The organism is Nostoc sp. KVJ3, assembly GCF_026127265.1.
Classification (GTDB): Bacteria; Cyanobacteriota; Cyanobacteriia; order Cyanobacteriales; family Nostocaceae; genus Nostoc.
In genome coordinates this window covers 199,476-219,126 of sequence record NZ_WWFG01000001.1, presented here as the reverse complement: position 1 = coordinate 219,126, position 19,651 = coordinate 199,476, and the positions used below count along the sequence as shown (strand labels likewise).

The window sequence follows — 19,651 nt, the reverse complement described above, 5'->3', positions numbered from 1 at the left end:
GTCTTTTTAAGGTTAAGTTGACTTATCTGGAAAATTCAAAACTATCGGTGGAAGACCATTTTCTGTGGTTGGTTGTCCTTTGTTAACTACTGGTTGTGGATGCAAAGGTGTTGGTGTCAATTCACCCTTACCAGTTTGATTCCATAAAATCATGGATAGTAGCCCATCTACCAAGCCGTTATTACTACCGTTACCGCTAACTAAGACATCTGGTATTAAGCGGACATTGCGATCGCCTATAATCTGCATTAGCTGCATTGCGGTATAACCGTTTGAACCCAAGGCTTCCACACCAGCTTGGTATGTCTCAGCTTTGGCGTTACCTGTCGCCCGAATCCCTTCAGCCTCAGCCATTGCCCGGAGTTTTGTCCCTTCTGCTTCACCGTTCGCCTGTTTAATTTGGGCTTGGGCTTTCAAATCTGCAATCTGTACACTCTGCTCTGATTGCACCATTTCTTCTTGGATATCAGCTAGTGCTGTCTCCCGGACAAGTTGTTGCCGTTGGGTTTGCGCCATCTGCTGAACTTCGTAAGTTTTGCGTTTTTCTTCAGCAATTTTACGGTCTGTCAGTGTGTGCATTAATTCGTCTGGTGGGGTAATCAAACCAATTAAGGAATCCACCGCTTGCACATCATAAGCACGCAAAGCCGATTTGACATATTCCGAAGCTTCAACTTGGCGTTCGCTTCGCGCGGTCAAGAAATCCAAAATAGTATACTCTTGAGCCGAGTTGCGGAAATAATTCCCCACAATGGGACGCAAAACTTGATCGATGACGTTTTGCATCGAACCTAAGCGGGAAATGACTTTTGGCGCATCGGAAGCACCAATATGGATAATTTGGAATATCTCTAAATCAAAGGTAAAACCGTCAAAGGATAGCAGTTTCAGCGCCTGCAAGTTTGTATCATAACCGTGTTTTCCGGTAATCCTTTCAGTAAAGTTTAAGACAATATTTGTTGTTGGTACTAGCTCAATTTTCATCACCTTAGTGTTGAGCGGGTGTTTCCCAGGATACAACGGCTCAACCCAAACGCCCTTATGTCCTTGGTTTACCAAGTTCCCGTGGGTGAAAGCTGCTCCGCTCACATCTTGGTGTTCTTTGCCGACGAAAGAAATTACCACACCCACATAACCGATCGGGATTTCAGTCATTGGCACTTGTTCAATATTTACCAACCAAGGGTTTAGGTTCCACGAACCAGATAATAATACCTGTTCTTGTAAACCCCGTTGTCCCCCAGCGTCGATAAATTTTTGACCATTTTGGAAATTATCATGCCCGACGATGACGCGTCCAGCGATTTCACCTGCGGCGATCGCTGAACCATCTAAAGTAGTAACAATACCAACCTTCTCTGCTGCTATTTCATAAATGTGCAGCTGTTCTGGAGTCATCCCATGAGCGCTAGCATTTGCAGCTGTAATCACTTTAAACAGCGCAGTGTTGATGCGGTAAGTCCCGGCGGTGAGAAAACTCATTTGTCGCCCTTTTTCCCCACCTTGGGTAAGGAATTTCCGAGCATCTTGGAAGTTTTCACAATTGACAATCTTACCCAAAATCCGCTCTGGTGGGTTGGATGCGCCATCTGCTGCCACAATTAAAGCGATTTCCCCTTGAGGAACGACAATTACCGATTCTTTCTTTACAGAATACTGCCAAGGCCAATAGCCCCAATGCCAACCAGGAGCTAAAGTATCTGCTTGCAAGCCAGCTTCCCCATTGAGGGCAATTAAACTTCCGGCGGGGAGTCCACGCCCGGAAAGGGTAAATTTCCTCACCACAATGCCGACTTCACGTTCGCCAATTACTACAAGTCCGCCAAAGAATAGGGGGACGAATATGACTATACCGCCAACAAGGACGATGTAAAAAAGATTAATCCCAGCAGCTTGATATTGAATCCTGCTAGTTTGTAACTGGGCAATATTTGGTGTAGTCTGATTTAGCTGGACTGATGCCGAAGCAATTTCTTTTACAGTAGTTGTTTTTAGAGAAGTAGCATTAGCAGAATGAATGCCGCCAGCGTTCGTCAAAGACGTTAGGGAAGCGATCGCTAAGGTTGCTACGATAGAGGCTGCAAAACGAGCTACCTTATTTTGTTTACGAGTGCCAAGCAAAGAAGAAAAGCTTTTCATAATTTTTGCCCATTCGGGCAACTAATTAGCTAAGTTAACACTTCAGCAGCGCTTGTCTCGATTTCTTAAACTTGACGTAATTTTTTTAAAATTTAATAAAAAAATAATTTGTAGGTTGGACATTGCCCAACCTACTAAATTGAAATAGAAAGTAAAATTAGACCAAACCGCCAGCCGCTTGAAACCGAGCGCGGGCGCGTTTGAAGGCTTGATTTGCCTTAATTTGGGCTTGGCGATCGTCTCCTGGAACTTGATTCAGTCCTGCTTCTGCTTTGTTGTAAGCAGCACGAGCTTCATCAAGGTTAATTTTGTCGCCACGTTCAGCGCCGTTAACCAGAATTGTCACTTCATTTTCTTCGATTTCGGCAAAGCCACCTGAAAGAGCGATCGCTTGCCAATTCTGATTTTTCGCGGCGCGGACTCGCATTACACCAGTATCCAGAGCGGTCAAAAGTGGGGCGTGTCCAGTTAAAATACCTAGTTGACCAGTTGTGCTAGGCAAAACTACTTCTTCAGCTGGGGCATCCCAGACTGTTTTATCTGGGGAAATTACACGAACGGTTAATGTCATTTGTCTTTTGTCCTTTGTCTTTTGTCTGTTGTCTTTTGTCATTAGCCATTAGCGATCGCGCACTAATGACCAATGACCCTTCGGGTTCCCCAGTTGCTCATGGGGGAAACCCCCAAGACTGCACTGGCTCACCAATGACTAATGACTAACCTTTGATTTTTTCAGCTTTGGCGATCGCTTCGTTAATATCGCCAACCAAGTAGAAAGCTTGTTCTGGCAGAGCATCCAACTCACCAGATAGAATCTTTTGGAAGCCTTTGATGGTATCTTCCAACTTCACATACTTACCAGGAGAACCGGTAAATACTTCTGCGACAAAGAACGGCTGAGACAAGAAGCGCTCAACTTTCCGCGCCCGGGCCACGATTAGACGGTCTTCTTCAGACAATTCATCTAAACCGAGAATGGCGATAATGTCTTGGAGTTCTTTGTAACGTTGCAAAGTTGATTGCACCGCCCGCGCAGTATTGTAGTGTTCGTCACCCACAATATTTGGTTGGAGCATGGTGGAAGTTGAATTCAGGGGGTCAACTGCGGGATAAATTCCCTTGGATGCCAAGCCACGAGACAGTACTGTTGTACCATCCAAATGGGCGAAGGTGGTAGCGGGTGCGGGGTCTGTGAGGTCATCCGCAGGGACGTACACTGCCTGAATGGAGGTAATGGAACCCTCTGTAGTCGAGGTAATCCGCTCTTGCAGTTCGCCTACGTCGGTTCCCAATGTGGGCTGATATCCTACCGCAGAAGGCATCCGACCTAGTAGCGCGGATACTTCCGAACCTGCTTGGACAAACCGGAAGATATTATCAATAAACAGCAGCACATCCTGCTTGTTCACATCCCGGAAGTACTCTGCTACTGTTAATCCCGAAAGACCAACCCGCATTCTCGCTCCGGGTGGTTCGTTCATTTGACCGTAAACTAGAGCAATTTTTGATTCGTTGAGGTTCTCGTTATTGATAACCCCAGACTCAATCATTTCGTTGTAGAGGTCATTGCCTTCACGGGTGCGCTCACCCACGCCAGCAAATACGGATACTCCACCATGCTGGGTAGCGATGTTGTTGATCAACTCCATCATGATCACGGTTTTACCCACACCAGCACCGCCGAATAGACCAATCTTACCGCCGCGTCGATAGGGAGTCAGAAGGTCAACAACTTTAATCCCAGTTTCAAACACCGAAGGTTTGGTTTCTAGGTCGGTGAATTTGGGAGCAGAACGGTGGATGGGTAAAGTTGCTTCAGCATTTACTGGCCCTCTGTTGTCCACGGGTTCGCCAAGGACGTTGAAAATTCGACCCAAGGTGGCTTTACCAACTGGCACGCTGATAGGAGCGCCTGTATCGGTAACTTCAAAACCACGCACCAAGCCTTCGGTAGAACTCATCGCAACAGTCCGCACCTGATTGTCGCCCAGCAGTTGCTGTACTTCAATGGTGATGTTGATTTCCTGCCCAGCTTCATTGGTGCCTTTGATTTTCAAAGCGTTGTAGATTTGTGGCAATTTCCCGCCGGGAAATTTAACGTCTACAACTGGGCCAATGATTTGGGTAATGTAGCCAATGTTTGTTTTTTCTGCGGTTGTGACCATGCTGCGCCTAATGAGTGAAGCTATATTTCAGATAAGGTCGGAGAAGACATAAAATTAAGCAATGTCACCTTTCAGATTAGCACTGAACGCCCCCACCTTCGCCTTAAATTGATCTTTAAGACTGGGGCTTGGGGATCAAAATTAGGCTAGTACAGTGCGGCGGAAATAAACCACCCATTCCAAATCAATGAAACCCTCATGCTGTATTCGTTTTTAATTTTTAATTTTTAATTTTTAATTCCGCCCTGCGGTACTAGGTTCCCAAACTACTTGGGAGACTCGAAATCAAAAACTGCCGTGTCCATAAAAAATTTAAATCTTGCAAATGTATAGAAAGTAACTATACAAAAATCTGCTGTACTGTCAAAAGTCAGATAATTTTCCTAATTGTCTGTTGTGCTAACTGGATCGCGATGAAGGTAACATTTCTGTTGTCGAGGAGCTTTTGCCAAAGCTAATCTACGACATTGAGTTTTATACTCCGTTATAGGTACTTGCGTACTTCATATAATAGGTACAGAAAATTGTTTTCAGTTCAGCCAAGCCGCGATACCTACGGTTTGAGCTAGCCTACGCTTTATCCTCACACTTCCACCGAGCAACAGCTTATGAATTTCTCGTCAGCCCGACAATATTTTTACCAGGAGATTCAACAGTCTGACGAGGGCATTGATTTAGCAAAAGCAGCTTTGTATATTGCACAAGAAGAATATCCCAAACTAGACCCAGAGGAATATCTCAACACCCTTGAGACAATGGCATGGGAGCTTCAAGAACGCCTACCAGAATCACGATATCCTTTGCGGATCGTTCAAAGTATTAATCAGTATCTCTACGATGATTTGGGATTTTCTGGTAATAAAGTTGACTATTACGATCCGCGCAACAGCTTTTTTAATGATGTAATTGACCGCAGATTGGGGATTCCTATTACCTTAGCGCTGGTTTACATAGAAGTTGCGCGACGGATTGATTTCCCGATGGTGGGTGTGGGAATGCCAGGACATTTCCTAATCCGCCCAGATATTCCAGATATAGAAATTTTTGTCGATGCCTTCAATGGCGGTGAAATAATATTTGCCCAAGATTGCGAAGAACGGCTGTCTCGACTTTATCAGCAACCTGTGACACTGCAACCAGAATTTTTAGCTGTAGTCAGTAATCGGCAATTTTTAGCACGGATGCTGACAAATTTAAAATTTATTTATATTGAACAGCAAGATTTAGAAAAAACCCTAGCAGCAGTTGAACGAATTTTGTTGCTGTTTCCTGGTCTAAGTTTAGAATTGCGCGATCGCGGCTTAATCTATTATCAGCTAGGTTACTACCCCCAAGCCGTAGACGATTTACAAAATTATTTAACAAAAGTTCCTGATGCCCAGGATGTATCAATGATTCGGCGGCTACTTACTGAATTGGGGAATGGGGAAGAAAGAAGGGAGTAGGGGGCAGGGGGCAGGGAGTAGGGGGCAGGGGGCAGGGGTAAAATAACCAATGCCCAATGCCCAATTCCCAATTACGAATTTTCTGCGACTCGTTTGAGGCGGCGGAGTTGGGCTTGCATATCTGCTTTTGTCCAAGATGCGGCAAAGGTATTGAAACCCCAACTCACTAAGGGGTTAGGGATATCGTACTCAAAGCGGTTGAGGAGAAGCGTTCCCTTTTCTGTGGGTTGACATTCCCAGCGATCGCGCCCTTGAAAAAATCCCTGGAATTCCCAGACTACCAAACCCGGTTGTCGTTCCACAACTACACTATTCAAAGTGGGTTTCAGCAGAGGAATTTGAATGATAAAACGACTTTGACTGCCGACATCAGTACTCCAAGCTGCACCCACAGGTTCGCAACGGAGGACGGGGTTGAGCCAACGGTGCATGAGAGCTAAATCGCTAATACAGCGCTCCACCACCGTAGCTGTAGCATTAATTTGAATCGATTGTTCTAAAACTTGGGGCATTCCACATCTTTGATGCTGTTGCTGCAATTAGAGTAACGCAAAATCAGGTGGAATAGGGAGTGGGGAGGCAGGGGGAAGCAGGGGAAGCAAGGGGAGCAGGGGAAGCAGGGGAGGCAGGGGAGCAGGGGAAGCAAGGGGAGCAGGGGAAGCAGGGGGAGCAGGGGGAGCAGGGGAGCAGGGGAAGCAGGGGGAGCAGGGGAAGCAGGGAAAGAAGAACTATTGATCAATGCTCCATACCCAATACCCAATACCCAATACCAGTAGATTAAATCAAAATATGTATGTGTTTACTGGTAAATTGATAGGCAAAACACTTACTCAGTGTTTGCGGCGAATACTTAAGCTTAATTCCCGAAAACCATGAACACAACTTGGCAAGGAATAACCCAGGTGATAGAAGCTGGTTTACCCATGAGGGTGCAGCAATTTTTGGCACAATCGCCCAGTCTGCAACCGATACAACCAGCAGTGAATCAAGGAATTGCTGATGTACAGGGTATTGTTCAACAGATAATTCTGTTTACGCCCCGTCTACTGGGGGCAGTAGCAATTTTGTTAGTAGGTTGGCTAATAGCGGCGATCGCAGCAGCAGTAACCCAAGGAATCCTCAAGCGCACAAACATCGATAACCGCATTGCCGCAGGGATAACAGGTCGTCAAGATGTTCCCCAGGTGGAGAAATTAATCTCCAGTTTAGTCTTTTGGAGCATTATTTTACTGACCGCGGTAGCTGTTTTACAGACATTAAATTTGGAGGTGGCCTCGCAACCCCTCAATAGTTTTCTCAATCAACTCATTGGCTTTTTGCCAAAATTAGTTGGTGTGGGAATCTTGTTAGCAACCGCCTGGTTTTTGGCGACCATTGTGAAAATTATCACTGTGCGGTCATTACAGGCATTTAATCTGGATGAGCGTTTAAATCCAGAACCAGAAGACAGCACACCCAGTTTGAATCAACTGTCTCTAAGTGACACCATTGGCAACGCTCTGTATTGGTTTATCTTTTTACTGTTTCTCGCCCCAGTTTTAGATACTCTTGGACTCAGACAGGCTCTACAACCAGTACAAGCTCTCATTACAGAAGTTCTGCTAATTCTACCAAACATTTTAGCGGCGGCGCTAATTGCTGTAGTTGGTTGGTTTATAGCTAATGTAGTACGGCGGATTGTGACGAACTTGTTGGCGACAACTGGGATCGACCATTTAGGTAGTCGCTTAGGATTATCTGCGGCTGCGGGGGTGCAACCTCTATCGAATATTATTGGTACAATCGTCTATGTTTTGATTTTGATTCCTGTAGCGATCGCAGCGCTTAATGCTTTGCGAATTGATGCGATATCTGTCCCGGCGATCGCCATGCTGCAACAGGTTCTCAACGCCCTCCCTGCCATCTTTACAGCCGTGGCAATTTTAATTGTTGCCTATTTCTTGGGGCGGTTTGTCGCAGATTTGGTGACAAGTATTCTCACCAATTTAGGCTTTAATAACATTTTCACCGTCTTGGGTTTGACAACACCCACTAGACGCATCGAAATTTCAACTGAACCAACACCTCCTCATACCCCAAGCCGCACTCCATCGGAAATTGTCGGTATTGTTGCCTTAGTGGGTATCATGTTGTTTGCAACGGTGGCGGCGGTGAATATCTTGAATATTCCAGCCCTGACAGCATTAGTTTCTGGTATTGTCATCATATTCGGGCGGATTTTGGCGGGATTGGTGATATTTGCCATTGGCTTATTCTTGGCAAATTTGGCTTTTAATATCATTACCAGTTCCGGCGAACGTCAGGCTGAGATTTTGGGACAAGTAGCGCGGATTGCCATTATTGCTTTAGTCTCTGCAATGGCACTGCAACAGATTGGAGTTGCTAGTGATATTGTGAATTTAGCCTTTGGACTTTTACTCGGTGCGATCGCAGTTGCTATTGCCCTAGCCTTTGGTCTTGGAGGCCGCGATATTGCCCGCGAGCAAGTTCAAGAATGGCTCAACTCTTTCAAAGGTAGAAACTAAAAGTTGATGAACTCCTAAAAGGAGAGAGGCTTTGAATCTTACTCCCCAACGCTAGTAGGGAAGGGGCTGTTCTTGTTAGGTCTGTATTTCATATAATTGGGAACCGCTATATCTGTAGGGTGTGTTAGACGGAACGTCGTAACGCACCATCCCAAGCCAATACTGCTCGGATAAGCAGGGGAGGCAAAACTCCTCCCCTGCCTCCATTTCTCCCCCTGCTCCCCCTGCCTACCTCAACCAAGAAATTCCTTAACCGAGCAGTATTGCATCCCAAGCAATACTGTTCGGTTAAGGCAAGAGACACGATAAATTGCCGTCTTTACAATAAAGGGGATTTCGCGCAAAGTCGGAGTGGTTATTTCTGGCGAACTAAACTTTGTAAGAGAGACTCCGACTTAAACTCGCACCACGTCTATGCATTACTTTCTGAGTTTTACTTTGTAAAGCAATTCATCTTTAATCCGGTTGAGAATTGAGGTTTCATCCAGGTTTGCCAAAATCCGATTAATCACTGCTTTTGGCCCATCAGGCCCCCAAGTCGCGCCATTGGCTAAATAAGCTTTGGTAACTTGCCCAATACCGTAAGAAGAAACACCAGCTACTCCCCCTTGTGTTATTGCCACTGATATATAAGGGCCAAGGGCAATACCACCCGTAGCTGTTGCAGAGATCCCAAGTAAAGTTTTCAATCCACTCAAGCCCAAATTTGCCAGTAGTTCACTAGCACCGATTCCGCCCATACTCAGGGCGATTTTTTGTAGCAGTTGTACAGCGCCGGCTTCGGTCATGGAGAAGCCATAGAGCTTAGATAAACCCAAAATGAGAGCAATATCAATTACCACACTACTCAAAATATCTACCACAGTTATGGGATTAAGTGCGATCGCTAATGCCTTAGTCATCACAGCCTTCCAAATCAACTCATTAGCATTCTGTTCCCGAATCATCAGTTTTCGCTCAACCAACTGCTCATTCACAACATCGGCATAAAGCATGGTATTAAGGGCAACCAAGGCTTTACCCTCACGATGTAAAATCTCCAAGATTTTCAGCTTGAGTTCCTCTACTTGGGCATTTCCTGTACGCAACTGTATACCCCTAGTACCATCAGGGCGACGAATCGCCGTTTTCACCAATGGCGATGCCGCAGCCATAACAATTTCTAAAGGTGTGAGTAATTCCCGCACCCTTTCATCCCGGATTTTGTGATAAATCGCCATCCGGTCTGCTTCTGGATACTGGTCTACTTTGTTAAATACCAGAATTATCGGTTTACCTGCTTCCCGCAACTGAGAAAGGGCGGCGTATTCTAGCTTTGTCATATCGCCAGAAATCACAAATAAAATTAAATCCGCAAGTTTTGCAATCTGTTCAGCTAAGGCGGCACGGGTTGCACCATCAACTTCGTCTAACCCAGGTGTGTCAATTAATTCCACCTGCGATTGACCTACGCCAGGGAGAGTAACCCGCAGAGCCATTTCAGTTTCTCCAATGGCTTCCTCACTGATGCTCCAATTAACTGTTTGTGCAGTCCGGGTAACACCGTGCAGGGGCCCTGTTTCAAATACTGTTTGCCCAACCAAAGAATTGAGTAGCGAAGACTTACCCCGTCCTACCATACCAAAAGCTGCAATCTGCACCACCATGCGGTCTAACTTCCCCAGCATGGTTTCCAAATCAGCAATTTCCGTTTCCAATCCGGTTTTTTCTTGGGGGGTGAGGTCGAGATTGGCTACTAAGTTTCGCAGCGCCGTTTGTGCTTGTTTGTAGTTCAGTTCTGTCTGAATCTCCTCAAAACTGAAAATAGCACTATCCAGTTCTTCCTCCCAACGGAGAGAATTTGCGTCAGTGTTAGCAGAATCGCTTTGATGAGGTTCAGGCACAGGTAATGTCGAAGTCATATCAATTTGAGATTTGGGATTTATTTAGATTAGCCCCGTCTCTTATCCTAATTATTTTTAACAGGGGTTTGGGGTCATTTTGTGGCTAAAATAAATTTATACTGGTAGCTAACTAGACAAACCTTAGTATGATTGAAGAAAGAGCGATCGCAGATAAAAGTGTCATAAGTGCGTATGCAAAAATATTTATGTCATTGCGAGCGGAATGAAATGTAGCGTACCCCTTCTCAAAAGCCCGCTACGCAGATCGTCTCCAAGAGTTGCAATCCCAAGACCTTGGGATTGGTTCATTCCGCTTTGCTCCATTCGCAATGACAAATGTATATTTAATTTTGTATTACTACTTAATAGTGTTGTTTAGAGTTGAAAGTTTTAATCGGAAAATTAGCGATAAGTAATTCCGCACCTCTTCTAGATTTTTGCCCACTAACATTAGTCATACCATAAGCTTTTTCCCACGGTAGTTGATCGTCAGCCCAATCATATAATTCTTTAATTTCTGGACAATTATCAATTGTCATTAACCAACTACATTTATGGCTGCAATCTTTTAATACTTTTGATAAACGCACATGATCGAAAGTTCTATGTAAATCTCCATTCTTTCCATACAAACCTGAAGATTTTGCAGACAAATAAGGTGGATCTAAAAAAATAAATATATCTTCTCCAGGCTCTCTAATAACTTTCTCATAATCTAAATTAGTAAGATAGACATCTTTGAGAACGGTTGTTAAATTTTTTAGAGTTTCAATACTAGATAATGTAAAACGTTCACAGTAAGCAGCTTGAGTCATTCCTCCGCATTCTGTAGAACCACCAGATGTACTACGATTTAAAATAAAAAATTTAGCTGCTTTGTGTAGTTGATTATCAGTAGGTAATTTGTTCAGCTTCAATATAAATTTTTTACGAAATATTTGCCATGTTTTACAGTTTGCTTGTTCCCCTCTATATTCTTCTCTAAGTGATAAAACTAAATCAGCAAGTTCATTTGCATCAATTTTAACTTGCTCCCAAAAATCAAATACCGATGTATTTAAATCATTTCCCCAGTATTTATCAGCTAGAGAATTTTCTAAAGCGTAAAGTAGTATATTAGCGCCCCCTAGAAAAGGATCTCTAAATTCTTTACAAGGGCGGAAAAACTTAGATAAATAGGGAATATCCTTCTGTTTTCCTCCAGGGTAACGAAGAGGCGATCTATAAATACGTTTAAACTTCATTCATCTCCTATAAATATCTCCTCTGCAAGATTTAATACTTCTTCCGATTTCTCATCTAATGGTAGAGGAGTAAGTAGGTTGGCTTAAATAAAGCTAGCACCTTTTAAACTCTTGGTAAGCAAGGAGTGCCATAAAAAGTAGTAGAGTGAAAAATGCATCTAAATAACCGTTAGGATCTTGAGTAAATTACCTGTGCGGAAAATCGTTATTGTCGGCAACTGGAAAATGTTCAAAACTCAGGCAGAGACCCAGGAGTTTTTACAAGGATTTCTGCCCCACTTAGAGGAAACCCCCGAAGGGCGAGAAGTGATATTGTGCCCTCCGTTCACTGATTTAAGTGTTTTGTCCAAAACTTTGCACGGTAGCCTCATCCAACTGGGGGCACAAAATGTCCATTGGGAAGAATATGGAGCCTATACAGGTGAGATTTCTGCCCCAATGTTGACAGAAAGTGGTGTGCGCTTTGTGATTGTCGGTCATAGCGAACGACGGCAATACTTTGGTGAAACGGACGCAACCGTTAATCTACGCCTCCGAACTGCTCAAAGGTTTGGTTTGACTCCAATTCTCTGTGTTGGCGAAACTAAACAACAACGAGATGCGGGAGAAACTGAATCACTGATTGCTCTCCAACTCGACAAAGGTTTGGTAGATATAGATCAGAATAATTTGGTGATTGCCTACGAACCGATTTGGGCGATTGGTACTGGTGACACTTGTGAAGTCACCGAAGCGAATCGCATAATTGGCTTAATTCGGAGCCAATTAAGTAATCAGAATGTATCAATTCAATACGGTGGTTCAGTGAAGCCAAATAATATTGATGAAATCATGGCTCAACCAGAAATCGATGGCGTTTTAGTGGGAGGAGCAAGTTTAGAACCTGAGAGTTTCGCTCGGATTGTGAATTTTCAGTCAGTGTAATGTGCCTTCTTTTGTTCCCATGCTTTGCATGGGAATGCCTAATGTAGATTTATGCCAAGCAATTTGATAATTCGAGGACGCTGTTTCGAGTGGGGACAGCGAACTTATTTGATGGGAATTTTGAATGTAACGCCTGATAGTTTTAGTGATGGGGGTGAGTTTAATACTACCTCTGCCGCTTTAGTACAGGCGCAAGCACTGGTAGCGGCTGGTGCTGACATTATCGATGTGGGCGGTCAATCAACGCGCCCAGGGGCAAAGCAAATAACTCTGGCTGAGGAACTTGAGCGGGTGTTATCGGTGTTACAGGTGCTAAGACCAGAAATTTCAGTGCCGATTTCTGTAGATACAACCCGTGCGGCTGTAGCCAGAGCATCTGTAGAAGTTGGAGCGGATATTATTAATGATATTTCTGGCGGCACTTTTGACTCAGAAATGTTGCCGACAGTGGCAGAGTTAAGTGTGCCGATTATTTTAATGCACATCCGGGGGACACCACAGACGATGCAACAACAAACTGATTATCAAGATTTGCTCAGAGAGATTTCTAATTTTTTGGCTCGACAAATTGACGTAGCAACTGCTGCGGGCATTGACCGGGATAAAATTATTATCGATCCTGGTGTTGGTTTTGCTAAAAACCATGAGCAAAATTTAGAAATTTTTCGCGGCTTGCGATCACTAACAACACTCAACTGCCCTATCTTGGTAGGAGCATCTCGTAAAAGTTTCATTGGCCGCATTTTAAATCAACCAGATCCCAAAGCACGAGTTTGGGGAACGGCAGCAGCTTGTTGTGCTGCTATTTTTAATGGTGCTGATATCCTCCGAGTTCACGATGTTCAAGAAATGCGCGATGTGTCATTAGTAGCCGATGCAATATTAAGACAAGCAACGCAGTCTGATTCTTAAGTATTGCCGTTTTCGGATTTTTTGCCGTGACCCTCTGTAATTATCGACTCGGCTATCAATTCCTGAAACATTTCAGTTGAGTTAGCGGGGTCTACAAAGACAATTTTGGCATTAGCACTCTCACCAAGTTTTTGGCTAGCATCTACATAATCTTGAGCCACAAGATACCGTAAAATATCTCTACTATCGGGATTGGAACGGAGAGCTTGAGAAATGATTTGCACTGAAGCCATAGTTCCTTCTGCTTTCTTAATAGAAGCTTCCTTTTCCCCTTCTGCTTCGGTAATCAGCGCCCGTTTTTTGATTACAGCCGCTTGCTCCTCTTCCCTAGACTTTCGTACACTCTCAGGTAGGGTAATTCTCTGAAGGTCTAACCGGAGAATCTCAACTCCCCAATCTGCCGTTATATTATTTAACTCGAATAAGAGGGCTGAGTGCATCTCTAGTCTAGAGACATTGGTCTGCTCCAAGGTGTTCTGGGCAATGACTTCCCGGAGTGTTGTTGTAGCCACCTGTGTCAGCGCCCCTTGCAGATCCTCAATAGCATAAAAGCTTTTCTCAATATCTTTGATGCGCCAGTACACAACACCGTCCACTTCCACAGAAATATTATCTTGGGTGATCACCTCTTGAGGTTTAATGTCTAAAATTTGCTCTCGTGTAGTATCTTCCATCACAATCTGATCTACCAAGGGAACAATAAAGTTCAGCCCTGGCTTAAGTTTTCGATGATACCGCCCTAAGCGTTCCACTAGGGCTTCATTACCTTGATTAATCAGTTTTGCAGAACCTAATGCATAACCTATAAGGGCTAAAACTATAGCAATAATTGGCTCCATGTATGCTCCTATTCAGCTTTCGGGAGAATTTAGTGTCAAAGATATGCTACTAGCTTGTCATATCTTTAGAGTTTAATGTTTTAAGTCTGTAATTTTATCAACACCAGCAACAATGTCGAGTCGCTGCGCGTCTTGTACATATTCTGTAAGTAGGATTGTTTTGCGGAATGCGATCGCTATTAAAGCATCTCGATCGCACCCTGGCAAGAACTACTTGATGTAATTAACATTACTTGTACTGATATTTTCAGACAGGCTGTGCTTATATCCAGTATATTCACTTAAATTTAATTAAATAGGACTTACGCATTGACATAAAAGACCAAGTATAGATGATTGGAAAAACCAGATCCGTCGTAGGGGCAATTCATGAATTGCCCCCTTAATCCCCCTTTAGAAAGGGGGCAAAAAGAATCTTGTCCCTTCCCCTTTATAAGGGGAGGGTTAGGGAGGGGTAAAACCCGTATTCTTCAGCTATTTTCAGACTTGTGTGTACACCACAGCTTTTTAAAGGGGGGTTAGGGGAATCTAAAAGTGCCTAAGACTCAGAATTATTAATGGTGCGGCTATTACAAACATTCATCGCCTTTTCTACGCCCTGCTTGAGGCTTAGTTCAATACACTCAACCACGAACTGAAGTACAAAAGACATCTGCTGATTTTCGGCGGCGGAAAATCGCCCCAGCACGTGGGAGACAGTATCAGAATCATCGTTATTAGCTGCACCTTTGGGTTTCCCAATACCGATTCGCAAACGGGGAAAGTTTTGGGTACTAAGATGTGCGATCGCACTTTTCATGCCGTTATGTCCCCCAGCCGAACCAGATAACCGCAGACGAGTTTTTCCCAAGGGCAAATCCATATCGTCGTAAATTATCAGCACTGACTCAGGCGGCAATTTATACCAACTTGTCACCGCCTGGATTGACTGTCCTGAGCGATTCATATAAGTTAACGGCTTTAGTAAGCGAATCTTACCTCCATCTGGGGCTATACCCTCGCCATACTCACCCTGAAACTTGCGGTTTTCTCCCAAGGAAATGCGCCAAGAACGGCAAAGAGTTTCCACAGCAGCAAAGCCAATATTATGGCGAGTTTGGTCGTACTTGCTTTCTGGATTCCCCAACCCGACAATTAGCTGGGGAATCACCAAAGCTGGTTGCGTAGAAGCTTCTGTCATTTTGCCTACAGTCAATTGATCTGCATCACTCTTCTAGTACTCTGTCTGATTAATTTTGATCGGTTTGTAGTAAGCACTTAAGTGCTTAAAAAAATCCAGGACTTTAGTCCTTACTACGAACTTGACAAATTACTAACTAGGTTGAGAAGAACTAGTGGTATCCTGCTCAGATTTAGCAGGGTAGATTTGCTTAGGTTCCAATTCAGCAGTAGTTTTTACAGCTTCTTCTAACTGTTCTGCTTCTTTTTGAAACTCGGTTTGAAACTCCTTAGAAGCTTCTTGAAAACTACGAATTGTTTTACCCACACTCCGACCAATTTCTGGTAGCTTCTTTGGGCCAAAGATCAACAATGCTACTACCATAATTACACCCATTTCCGGCAGACCGATACCAAATATATTCATTTTTGTCTCCTGTAAACTATAGAACCACTACAGAAACCCGCATATTATGTAGTCTACTCAATAGTTAGTGTGGACTGAGCATTGACAAAAAAACCCGGATGAACCGGGCGTAACTTAACTTGTTATCCAAACTTGATAGCTATGTATCTGTTAGCCTCCTAAACTCCGCCAATCGACTACTACATCCTGAACTAACAGTGATTTATTGTAAAGTTGCAGAATAATCAGTAGAAACACGAAAAATAGCGCCATAAAAACAGCCATCACAGGGGTAGTACCCCAACCTGGAGCCACTTTTCCATACTCAGAATTAAGTGGTTTCAGGATATCTCCCAACCGAGTCCTTTGTGCCATAGTTCACCTAATATTACTTGCCAAAGCTTTTTTTAATCTTCTGTAATATTCTATAAGAATAGCACTCATCATCTATCTCTCAATTATGGAACCCGCAATAGTTCTTAGCATTTCTGTGGCCGCCGTGGTGGTTGCCATCACTGGACTGTCGATTTATACCTCCTTTGGCCCTCCTAGCAAGCAATTGAACGATCCGTTTGATGACCACGAAGATTAAAAGAGTCAGGAGACGCGATTAATCGCGTCTCTATAGGAATTTTTGCGCTTTAGCGCAAATTACGAACAATATTTACCTGGGATTAATTGCTGGGATTACCTTGAAACTGGCGATTTTCCAAGGCTCTATTGTTAAGATTTGTTTCCCAGATGAGAATTCAGTAGTAGAGGAACGCTCTAACAAATCTACTGTATCTTCTAGATTTAACCCCAGATTACTTTGCAAAGAAAACTCGGCTGTTTCTCCGTGACATTCATAACACCGCAGAATTAACTGTTGTGCATCATCTTCAGATGGCTTCAACGCCATCAAGATTAAATTTTCAGCTGATAAATCTAGGAAACTCACCCCCAACCCATCTTTACCAGCAGAGAGGGGAGGATTTTCAGGTGGGTTTTCATTAACAGGATTCAATATCACTTGCAACGGTATATTCAATTCATAGCCACGCCGTACCGTATGGGCTGATTCCCAGCTACCAGCATGAGGATACAAGGTATATGTAAACTCGTGAAAACCTTTATCAGCCTCTGAATCTGGCCAATTAGGACTGCGTAGCAGTGTTAGGCGGAGTTGATTTGGTTTGCTGTCGTAACCGTATTTACAATCATTCAGCAAACTAACTCCGTGAATACCCTTGTGTGTTTCTCCCGTCAAATCAGCCCAACGTAAAGCGGGGACTTCCCATTTTGCCTTTTCTGCGGGGGTTTTTGGTTTAGTTGGGCGGCGAATCGCACTACAGGGAATTTCATAAGTAGCAAAATCTGCTTCGATATTTAGAGGAAAAGCAGCTTTCACTAATACCTGATTTTCTTGCCAATTGACAGTAGTAGCTATCTTCAGCAGAGGTGAACCAGCTTGTAGAATATAGTCTTGGCAAAATTCCGATTCACCCAACTGACGCACCACGCGCACACGGTTTTGCACTGGGCCTTGTTCTAGCCACTGAATAGATTGAAGATTTGTTGAGGGTAAGGGATGCTGGGCATAATTGGGGTCTATGTTCCAAGCATCCCAATATTGACCACTATCTTTAAAAGCTTGTAGTTGATTCCCCGCGCCACTTAAAACTTCTCGTTGATAAGTTTTATCAAAAATACTTGATAAATCTCCAGTGTCAGGATCTATAACAACTCGCAAGAATTCATTTTCTAAAATCCAGTCTGGGAGGGATGAGGGGGATGAGGGGGATGAGGGGGATGAGGGGGATGAGGGGGATAGCCAAAATATGCGGTAGCCTACGGGTGGGATTTCGGGGGCGAGAAATAGTAGGGTTGATGATTCAGATAATTGGGAGATAAGCTGGTTTCCAGAAATATCGTAAATTTGCCATTTTTCTGGTGTGGGTAAGGCTACAGAGACTATCTCAGAACGTTGCCAATTCAAAGAATTGAAAATGAAAATAGGTAAACTATTGGGTTTTGGTGGTTCCGATCGGGTAATGTGAGATGCGATCGCTAAAAGTGATTCCTGTAATATCTTCGTTCCGACTTGTTCCACTTGCTGCCACTGAGGTAACGCATCTGTGTAAACTTGAGTAATTGAAGAACCAGGTAAAATATCGTGAAACTGTTGAAATAACACCTGCTTCCAAGCTGCTTCAATTTCTGCTTGAGGATATGTTACACCACAGCTTATGGTTGCTAAGGTAGCAAATAATTCAGCTTCATATAATAAATTTTCACAACGACGATTCCAGCGCTTTTGATCTGCGTGGGTAGTGTAGCAACCGCGATGAAATTCTAAGTATAGTTCGTCATTCCAAGTAGGGAATGAGGGGGAGGTAGGGGAGGCAGGGGAGGCAGGGGAGGCAGGGGAGGCAGGGGAAGCAGGGGGAGAATTCTGACTCCTGAATTCTGACTCCTGAATTCTGAATTCTGATTTGATTTGCTGTAAATATTTTTCAGCCGTAGTGAATTCTAAGTCTGGGAAAAAAGGTGATTTTTGCCAGCGTTGGGCAATTTCTAACATATCACGAGTGGGGCCGCCGCCGTGGTCGCCGACACCGGGAAGCCAAAGGGACTCTGATAAACCAGTTTGGGATTGCCATTCCAGAGCGTAGGATGCCATTTTAACTGGGTCAATGCTTTCACCGATAGGTGCAGACATTAAACTAAACACTTCGCTACCGTCAGGCGATCGCCACCAAAAAGCCCCATAATCAAATTTAGTAGTATCATTCCACCGCAACTTCTGGGTGACAAAATACTCAATTCCGGCATTAGCGAAAAACTGCGGTAAAGTTGCACAGAAACCAAAAGTATCTGGAACCCAGACTATAGTTGAAAGCTTACCAAACTTTTCTTCAATGTAGCGTTGACCATACAATAGCTGACGGACTATTGATTCACCAGAAATTAGATTGAGTTCCGGTTCCACCCACATCCCGCCGACAACTTCCCAACGTCCAGCAGCTACCTGTGCTTGAATCGCCCCAAACAAATCTGGGCGATGTTCTTCAATCCAAGCATAAAGTGCGGGAGTGGAATGACAGAAAATTAACTCAGGAAAATCTGCTTGCAACTTCAGAACCGACTCAAAAGTATTTTGCGCCGCATTCCAAGTTTCACTCACAGGCCATAACCATGCTAAATCTAAGTGAGCATGACCCAACAGAAAAATTTTAGATTTTTGATCCCCCCAACCCCCCTTAAAAAGGGGGGCTAAGATGTCGGATTTAATTAAATTTTGGCGTAAGGACAAAAACGATCTTACTAACTCTTCTTTCTCTGTGTCGCGCCAGTTGCTACAAGTCGGGGAACCCGCCCAACGCACTGGCTTCTCTGCGCCTCTGCGGTTCGTAACCTCCCCCAGCATCGCCGCGAAAACATCCAACTTCTCCGGCGCAAACCTTTCCAAATAAAGTTGCATCACAGCTAACTCATCAGCCACAAAACCCGGATCGGGATTATTATGATCAATAGACTCATAAACTAAGAGCGATCGCACTAAAGCACCGTCACAATGTCCCGGACTCACCAACCGCAAAGCCACAAGAAACTCCTCCCCTGGCTTTACCCCTTGACTGATAAGCACTCTAGGCGAACAATCAAATAAATCACCCTCCAGCACCAACTCCCCATTTACATAAATTTCAGCAGAATCTGCCCACCAAACCAGCGCTAGCCGCAAAGATAACCCAGCTAAGGGATAACTATGTAAATCTTGGGGAACCACCAATTTTTGCACTAGCCATAGCACTTTTTTGCCGCCCGCCCAAGCAATATGTTCTTTAGGATTTAACTGGACAGGTTGCCAATGAGATAAATCAGCAGCTACAACATCAGTAATAATCAGGTCAGATTCCTGGTATAGCCAAGTAGACTGAATATTAACTTGACAAAAAGAGCGCAGTTGCTCAATTGCTTGTGAGAGAAATTTGGTCTGAGATTGAGAGACAGTCGGGGTCATATATTCGC

The 19,651-nt window shown here is 44.0% G+C and carries 18 protein-coding genes; 6 read left to right on the top strand and 12 right to left on the bottom strand.

What is annotated here, in order from left to right:
* Positions 1-12 precede the first annotated feature (12 nt).
* On the bottom strand, positions 13-2,139 hold the full coding sequence (locus tag GTQ43_RS00950) for a flotillin family protein (RefSeq protein WP_265269884.1): 2,127 nt from the start codon (positions 2,137-2,139) through the stop codon (positions 13-15).
* Positions 2,140-2,296: 157 nt separating this feature from the next.
* Positions 2,297-2,710, bottom strand: coding sequence for an ATP synthase F1 subunit epsilon (atpC, locus tag GTQ43_RS00945; RefSeq protein WP_265269883.1), 414 nt, complete (start codon positions 2,708-2,710; stop codon positions 2,297-2,299).
* On the opposite strand from atpC, the gene GTQ43_RS00940 reads away from it, so the two are divergent.
* A complete protein-coding gene (locus GTQ43_RS00940) occupies positions 2,704-2,859 on the top strand; it encodes a hypothetical protein (protein ID WP_265269882.1) in 156 nt (51 codons plus the stop codon). The genes atpC and GTQ43_RS00940 overlap by 7 nt on opposite strands.
* Here the strand turns inward: GTQ43_RS00940 and atpD are convergent.
* Positions 2,856-4,304: a F0F1 ATP synthase subunit beta gene (gene atpD / locus GTQ43_RS00935; protein ID WP_265269881.1), complete on the bottom strand. Its 1,449-nt coding sequence runs from the start codon at positions 4,302-4,304 to the stop codon at positions 2,856-2,858. The two genes, GTQ43_RS00940 and atpD, sit on opposite strands and share 4 nt — an antisense overlap.
* Before the next feature lie 608 nt (positions 4,305-4,912).
* On the opposite strand from atpD, the gene GTQ43_RS00930 reads away from it, so the two are divergent.
* Positions 4,913-5,749, top strand: coding sequence for a SirB1 family protein (locus tag GTQ43_RS00930; protein ID WP_265269880.1), 837 nt, complete (start codon positions 4,913-4,915; stop codon positions 5,747-5,749).
* Between the two features lie 71 nt (positions 5,750-5,820).
* Here GTQ43_RS00930 and GTQ43_RS00925 read toward each other — a convergent pair whose 3' ends face one another.
* A complete protein-coding gene (locus GTQ43_RS00925; protein ID WP_265269879.1) occupies positions 5,821-6,261 on the bottom strand; it encodes an SRPBCC family protein in 441 nt (146 codons plus the stop codon).
* Positions 6,262-6,621: 360 nt separating this feature from the next.
* On the opposite strand from GTQ43_RS00925, the gene GTQ43_RS00920 reads away from it, so the two are divergent.
* The gene (locus GTQ43_RS00920; protein ID WP_265269878.1) at positions 6,622-8,274 is read left to right on the top strand and encodes a mechanosensitive ion channel; all 1,653 of its coding nucleotides are present in this window, start codon (positions 6,622-6,624) and stop codon (positions 8,272-8,274) included.
* 419 nt (positions 8,275-8,693) lie between these two features.
* Here the strand turns inward: GTQ43_RS00920 and GTQ43_RS00915 are convergent, their stop codons facing one another.
* The gene (locus tag GTQ43_RS00915) at positions 8,694-10,175 is read right to left on the bottom strand and encodes a GTP-binding protein (RefSeq protein ID WP_265269877.1); all 1,482 of its coding nucleotides are present in this window, start codon (positions 10,173-10,175) and stop codon (positions 8,694-8,696) included.
* A 344-nt stretch (positions 10,176-10,519) separates the two neighbouring features.
* Complete coding sequence (locus tag GTQ43_RS00910; RefSeq protein ID WP_265269876.1) at positions 10,520-11,401, bottom strand: DNA adenine methylase; 882 nt, start codon at positions 11,399-11,401, stop codon at positions 10,520-10,522.
* 192 nt (positions 11,402-11,593) lie between these two features.
* On the opposite strand from GTQ43_RS00910, the gene tpiA reads away from it, so the two are divergent.
* Complete coding sequence (tpiA, locus tag GTQ43_RS00905) at positions 11,594-12,325, top strand: triose-phosphate isomerase (RefSeq protein WP_265269875.1); 732 nt, start codon at positions 11,594-11,596, stop codon at positions 12,323-12,325.
* A gap of 51 nt (positions 12,326-12,376) precedes the next feature.
* Entirely contained in the window at positions 12,377-13,237 is an 861-nt protein-coding gene (folP, locus tag GTQ43_RS00900; protein WP_265269874.1) for a dihydropteroate synthase, read from the top strand.
* On the opposite strand, the gene GTQ43_RS00895 is transcribed toward folP, so the two are convergent.
* From GTQ43_RS00895 to psbH, 5 genes are all read right to left on the bottom strand, one after another.
* The gene (locus tag GTQ43_RS00895; RefSeq protein ID WP_265269873.1) at positions 13,234-14,076 is read right to left on the bottom strand and encodes an SPFH domain-containing protein; all 843 of its coding nucleotides are present in this window, start codon (positions 14,074-14,076) and stop codon (positions 13,234-13,236) included. The genes folP and GTQ43_RS00895 overlap by 4 nt on opposite strands.
* A gap of 72 nt (positions 14,077-14,148) precedes the next feature.
* Complete coding sequence (locus tag GTQ43_RS00890) at positions 14,149-14,283, bottom strand: hypothetical protein (protein ID WP_265269872.1); 135 nt, start codon at positions 14,281-14,283, stop codon at positions 14,149-14,151.
* Positions 14,284-14,614: 331 nt separating this feature from the next.
* A complete protein-coding gene (gene pth / locus GTQ43_RS00885) occupies positions 14,615-15,256 on the bottom strand; it encodes an aminoacyl-tRNA hydrolase (RefSeq protein WP_265269870.1) in 642 nt (213 codons plus the stop codon).
* Between the two features lie 132 nt (positions 15,257-15,388).
* On the bottom strand, positions 15,389-15,661 hold the full coding sequence (locus tag GTQ43_RS00880; RefSeq protein WP_265269869.1) for a TatA/E family twin arginine-targeting protein translocase: 273 nt from the start codon (positions 15,659-15,661) through the stop codon (positions 15,389-15,391).
* Between the two features lie 150 nt (positions 15,662-15,811).
* Positions 15,812-16,015 carry a photosystem II reaction center phosphoprotein PsbH gene (gene psbH / locus GTQ43_RS00875; protein ID WP_265269867.1) on the bottom strand — a complete coding sequence of 68 codons (204 nt, stop codon included), beginning with the start codon at positions 16,013-16,015 and terminating at the stop codon, positions 15,812-15,814.
* An 85-nt stretch (positions 16,016-16,100) separates the two neighbouring features.
* Here psbH and psbN point away from each other — a divergent pair, with 85 nt between their 5' ends.
* Positions 16,101-16,232 (top strand): photosystem II reaction center protein PsbN, encoded by a 132-nt coding sequence (psbN, locus tag GTQ43_RS00870; RefSeq protein ID WP_094341799.1) that lies wholly within the window; start codon positions 16,101-16,103, stop codon positions 16,230-16,232.
* A 72-nt stretch (positions 16,233-16,304) separates the two neighbouring features.
* Here the strand turns inward: psbN and GTQ43_RS00865 are convergent, their stop codons facing one another.
* A complete protein-coding gene (locus GTQ43_RS00865; RefSeq protein ID WP_265269862.1) occupies positions 16,305-19,643 on the bottom strand; it encodes an alpha-mannosidase in 3,339 nt (1,112 codons plus the stop codon).
* Positions 19,644-19,651: the final 8 nt, after the last annotated feature.

Excerpts from the sequence above, each read along its gene's own strand:
- GTQ43_RS00950 (WP_265269884.1), bottom strand. The coding sequence starts at position 2,139 with ATGAAAAGCTTTTCTTCTTTGCTTGGCACTCGTAAACAAAATAAGGTA.
- folP (WP_265269874.1), top strand. The coding sequence starts at position 12,377 with ATGCCAAGCAATTTGATAATTCGAGGACGCTGTTTCGAGTGGGGACAG.
- atpD (WP_265269881.1), bottom strand. The coding sequence starts at position 4,304 with ATGGTCACAACCGCAGAAAAAACAAACATTGGCTACATTACCCAAATC.
- GTQ43_RS00920 (WP_265269878.1), top strand. The coding sequence starts at position 6,622 with ATGAACACAACTTGGCAAGGAATAACCCAGGTGATAGAAGCTGGTTTA.
- GTQ43_RS00915 (WP_265269877.1), bottom strand. The coding sequence starts at position 10,175 with ATGACTTCGACATTACCTGTGCCTGAACCTCATCAAAGCGATTCTGCT.
- psbH (WP_265269867.1), bottom strand. The coding sequence starts at position 16,015 with ATGGCACAAAGGACTCGGTTGGGAGATATCCTGAAACCACTTAATTCT.
- GTQ43_RS00880 (WP_265269869.1), bottom strand. The coding sequence starts at position 15,661 with ATGAATATATTTGGTATCGGTCTGCCGGAAATGGGTGTAATTATGGTA.
- GTQ43_RS00925 (WP_265269879.1), bottom strand. The coding sequence starts at position 6,261 with ATGCCCCAAGTTTTAGAACAATCGATTCAAATTAATGCTACAGCTACG.
- GTQ43_RS00910 (WP_265269876.1), bottom strand. The coding sequence starts at position 11,401 with ATGAAGTTTAAACGTATTTATAGATCGCCTCTTCGTTACCCTGGAGGA.
- GTQ43_RS00940 (WP_265269882.1), top strand. The coding sequence starts at position 2,704 with ATGTCATTTGTCTTTTGTCCTTTGTCTTTTGTCTGTTGTCTTTTGTCA.
- psbN (WP_094341799.1), top strand. The coding sequence starts at position 16,101 with ATGGAACCCGCAATAGTTCTTAGCATTTCTGTGGCCGCCGTGGTGGTT.
- GTQ43_RS00930 (WP_265269880.1), top strand. The coding sequence starts at position 4,913 with ATGAATTTCTCGTCAGCCCGACAATATTTTTACCAGGAGATTCAACAG.
- pth (WP_265269870.1), bottom strand. The coding sequence starts at position 15,256 with ATGACAGAAGCTTCTACGCAACCAGCTTTGGTGATTCCCCAGCTAATT.
- GTQ43_RS00865 (WP_265269862.1), bottom strand. The coding sequence starts at position 19,643 with ATGACCCCGACTGTCTCTCAATCTCAGACCAAATTTCTCTCACAAGCA.
- GTQ43_RS00895 (WP_265269873.1), bottom strand. The coding sequence starts at position 14,076 with ATGGAGCCAATTATTGCTATAGTTTTAGCCCTTATAGGTTATGCATTA.
- atpC (WP_265269883.1), bottom strand. The coding sequence starts at position 2,710 with ATGACATTAACCGTTCGTGTAATTTCCCCAGATAAAACAGTCTGGGAT.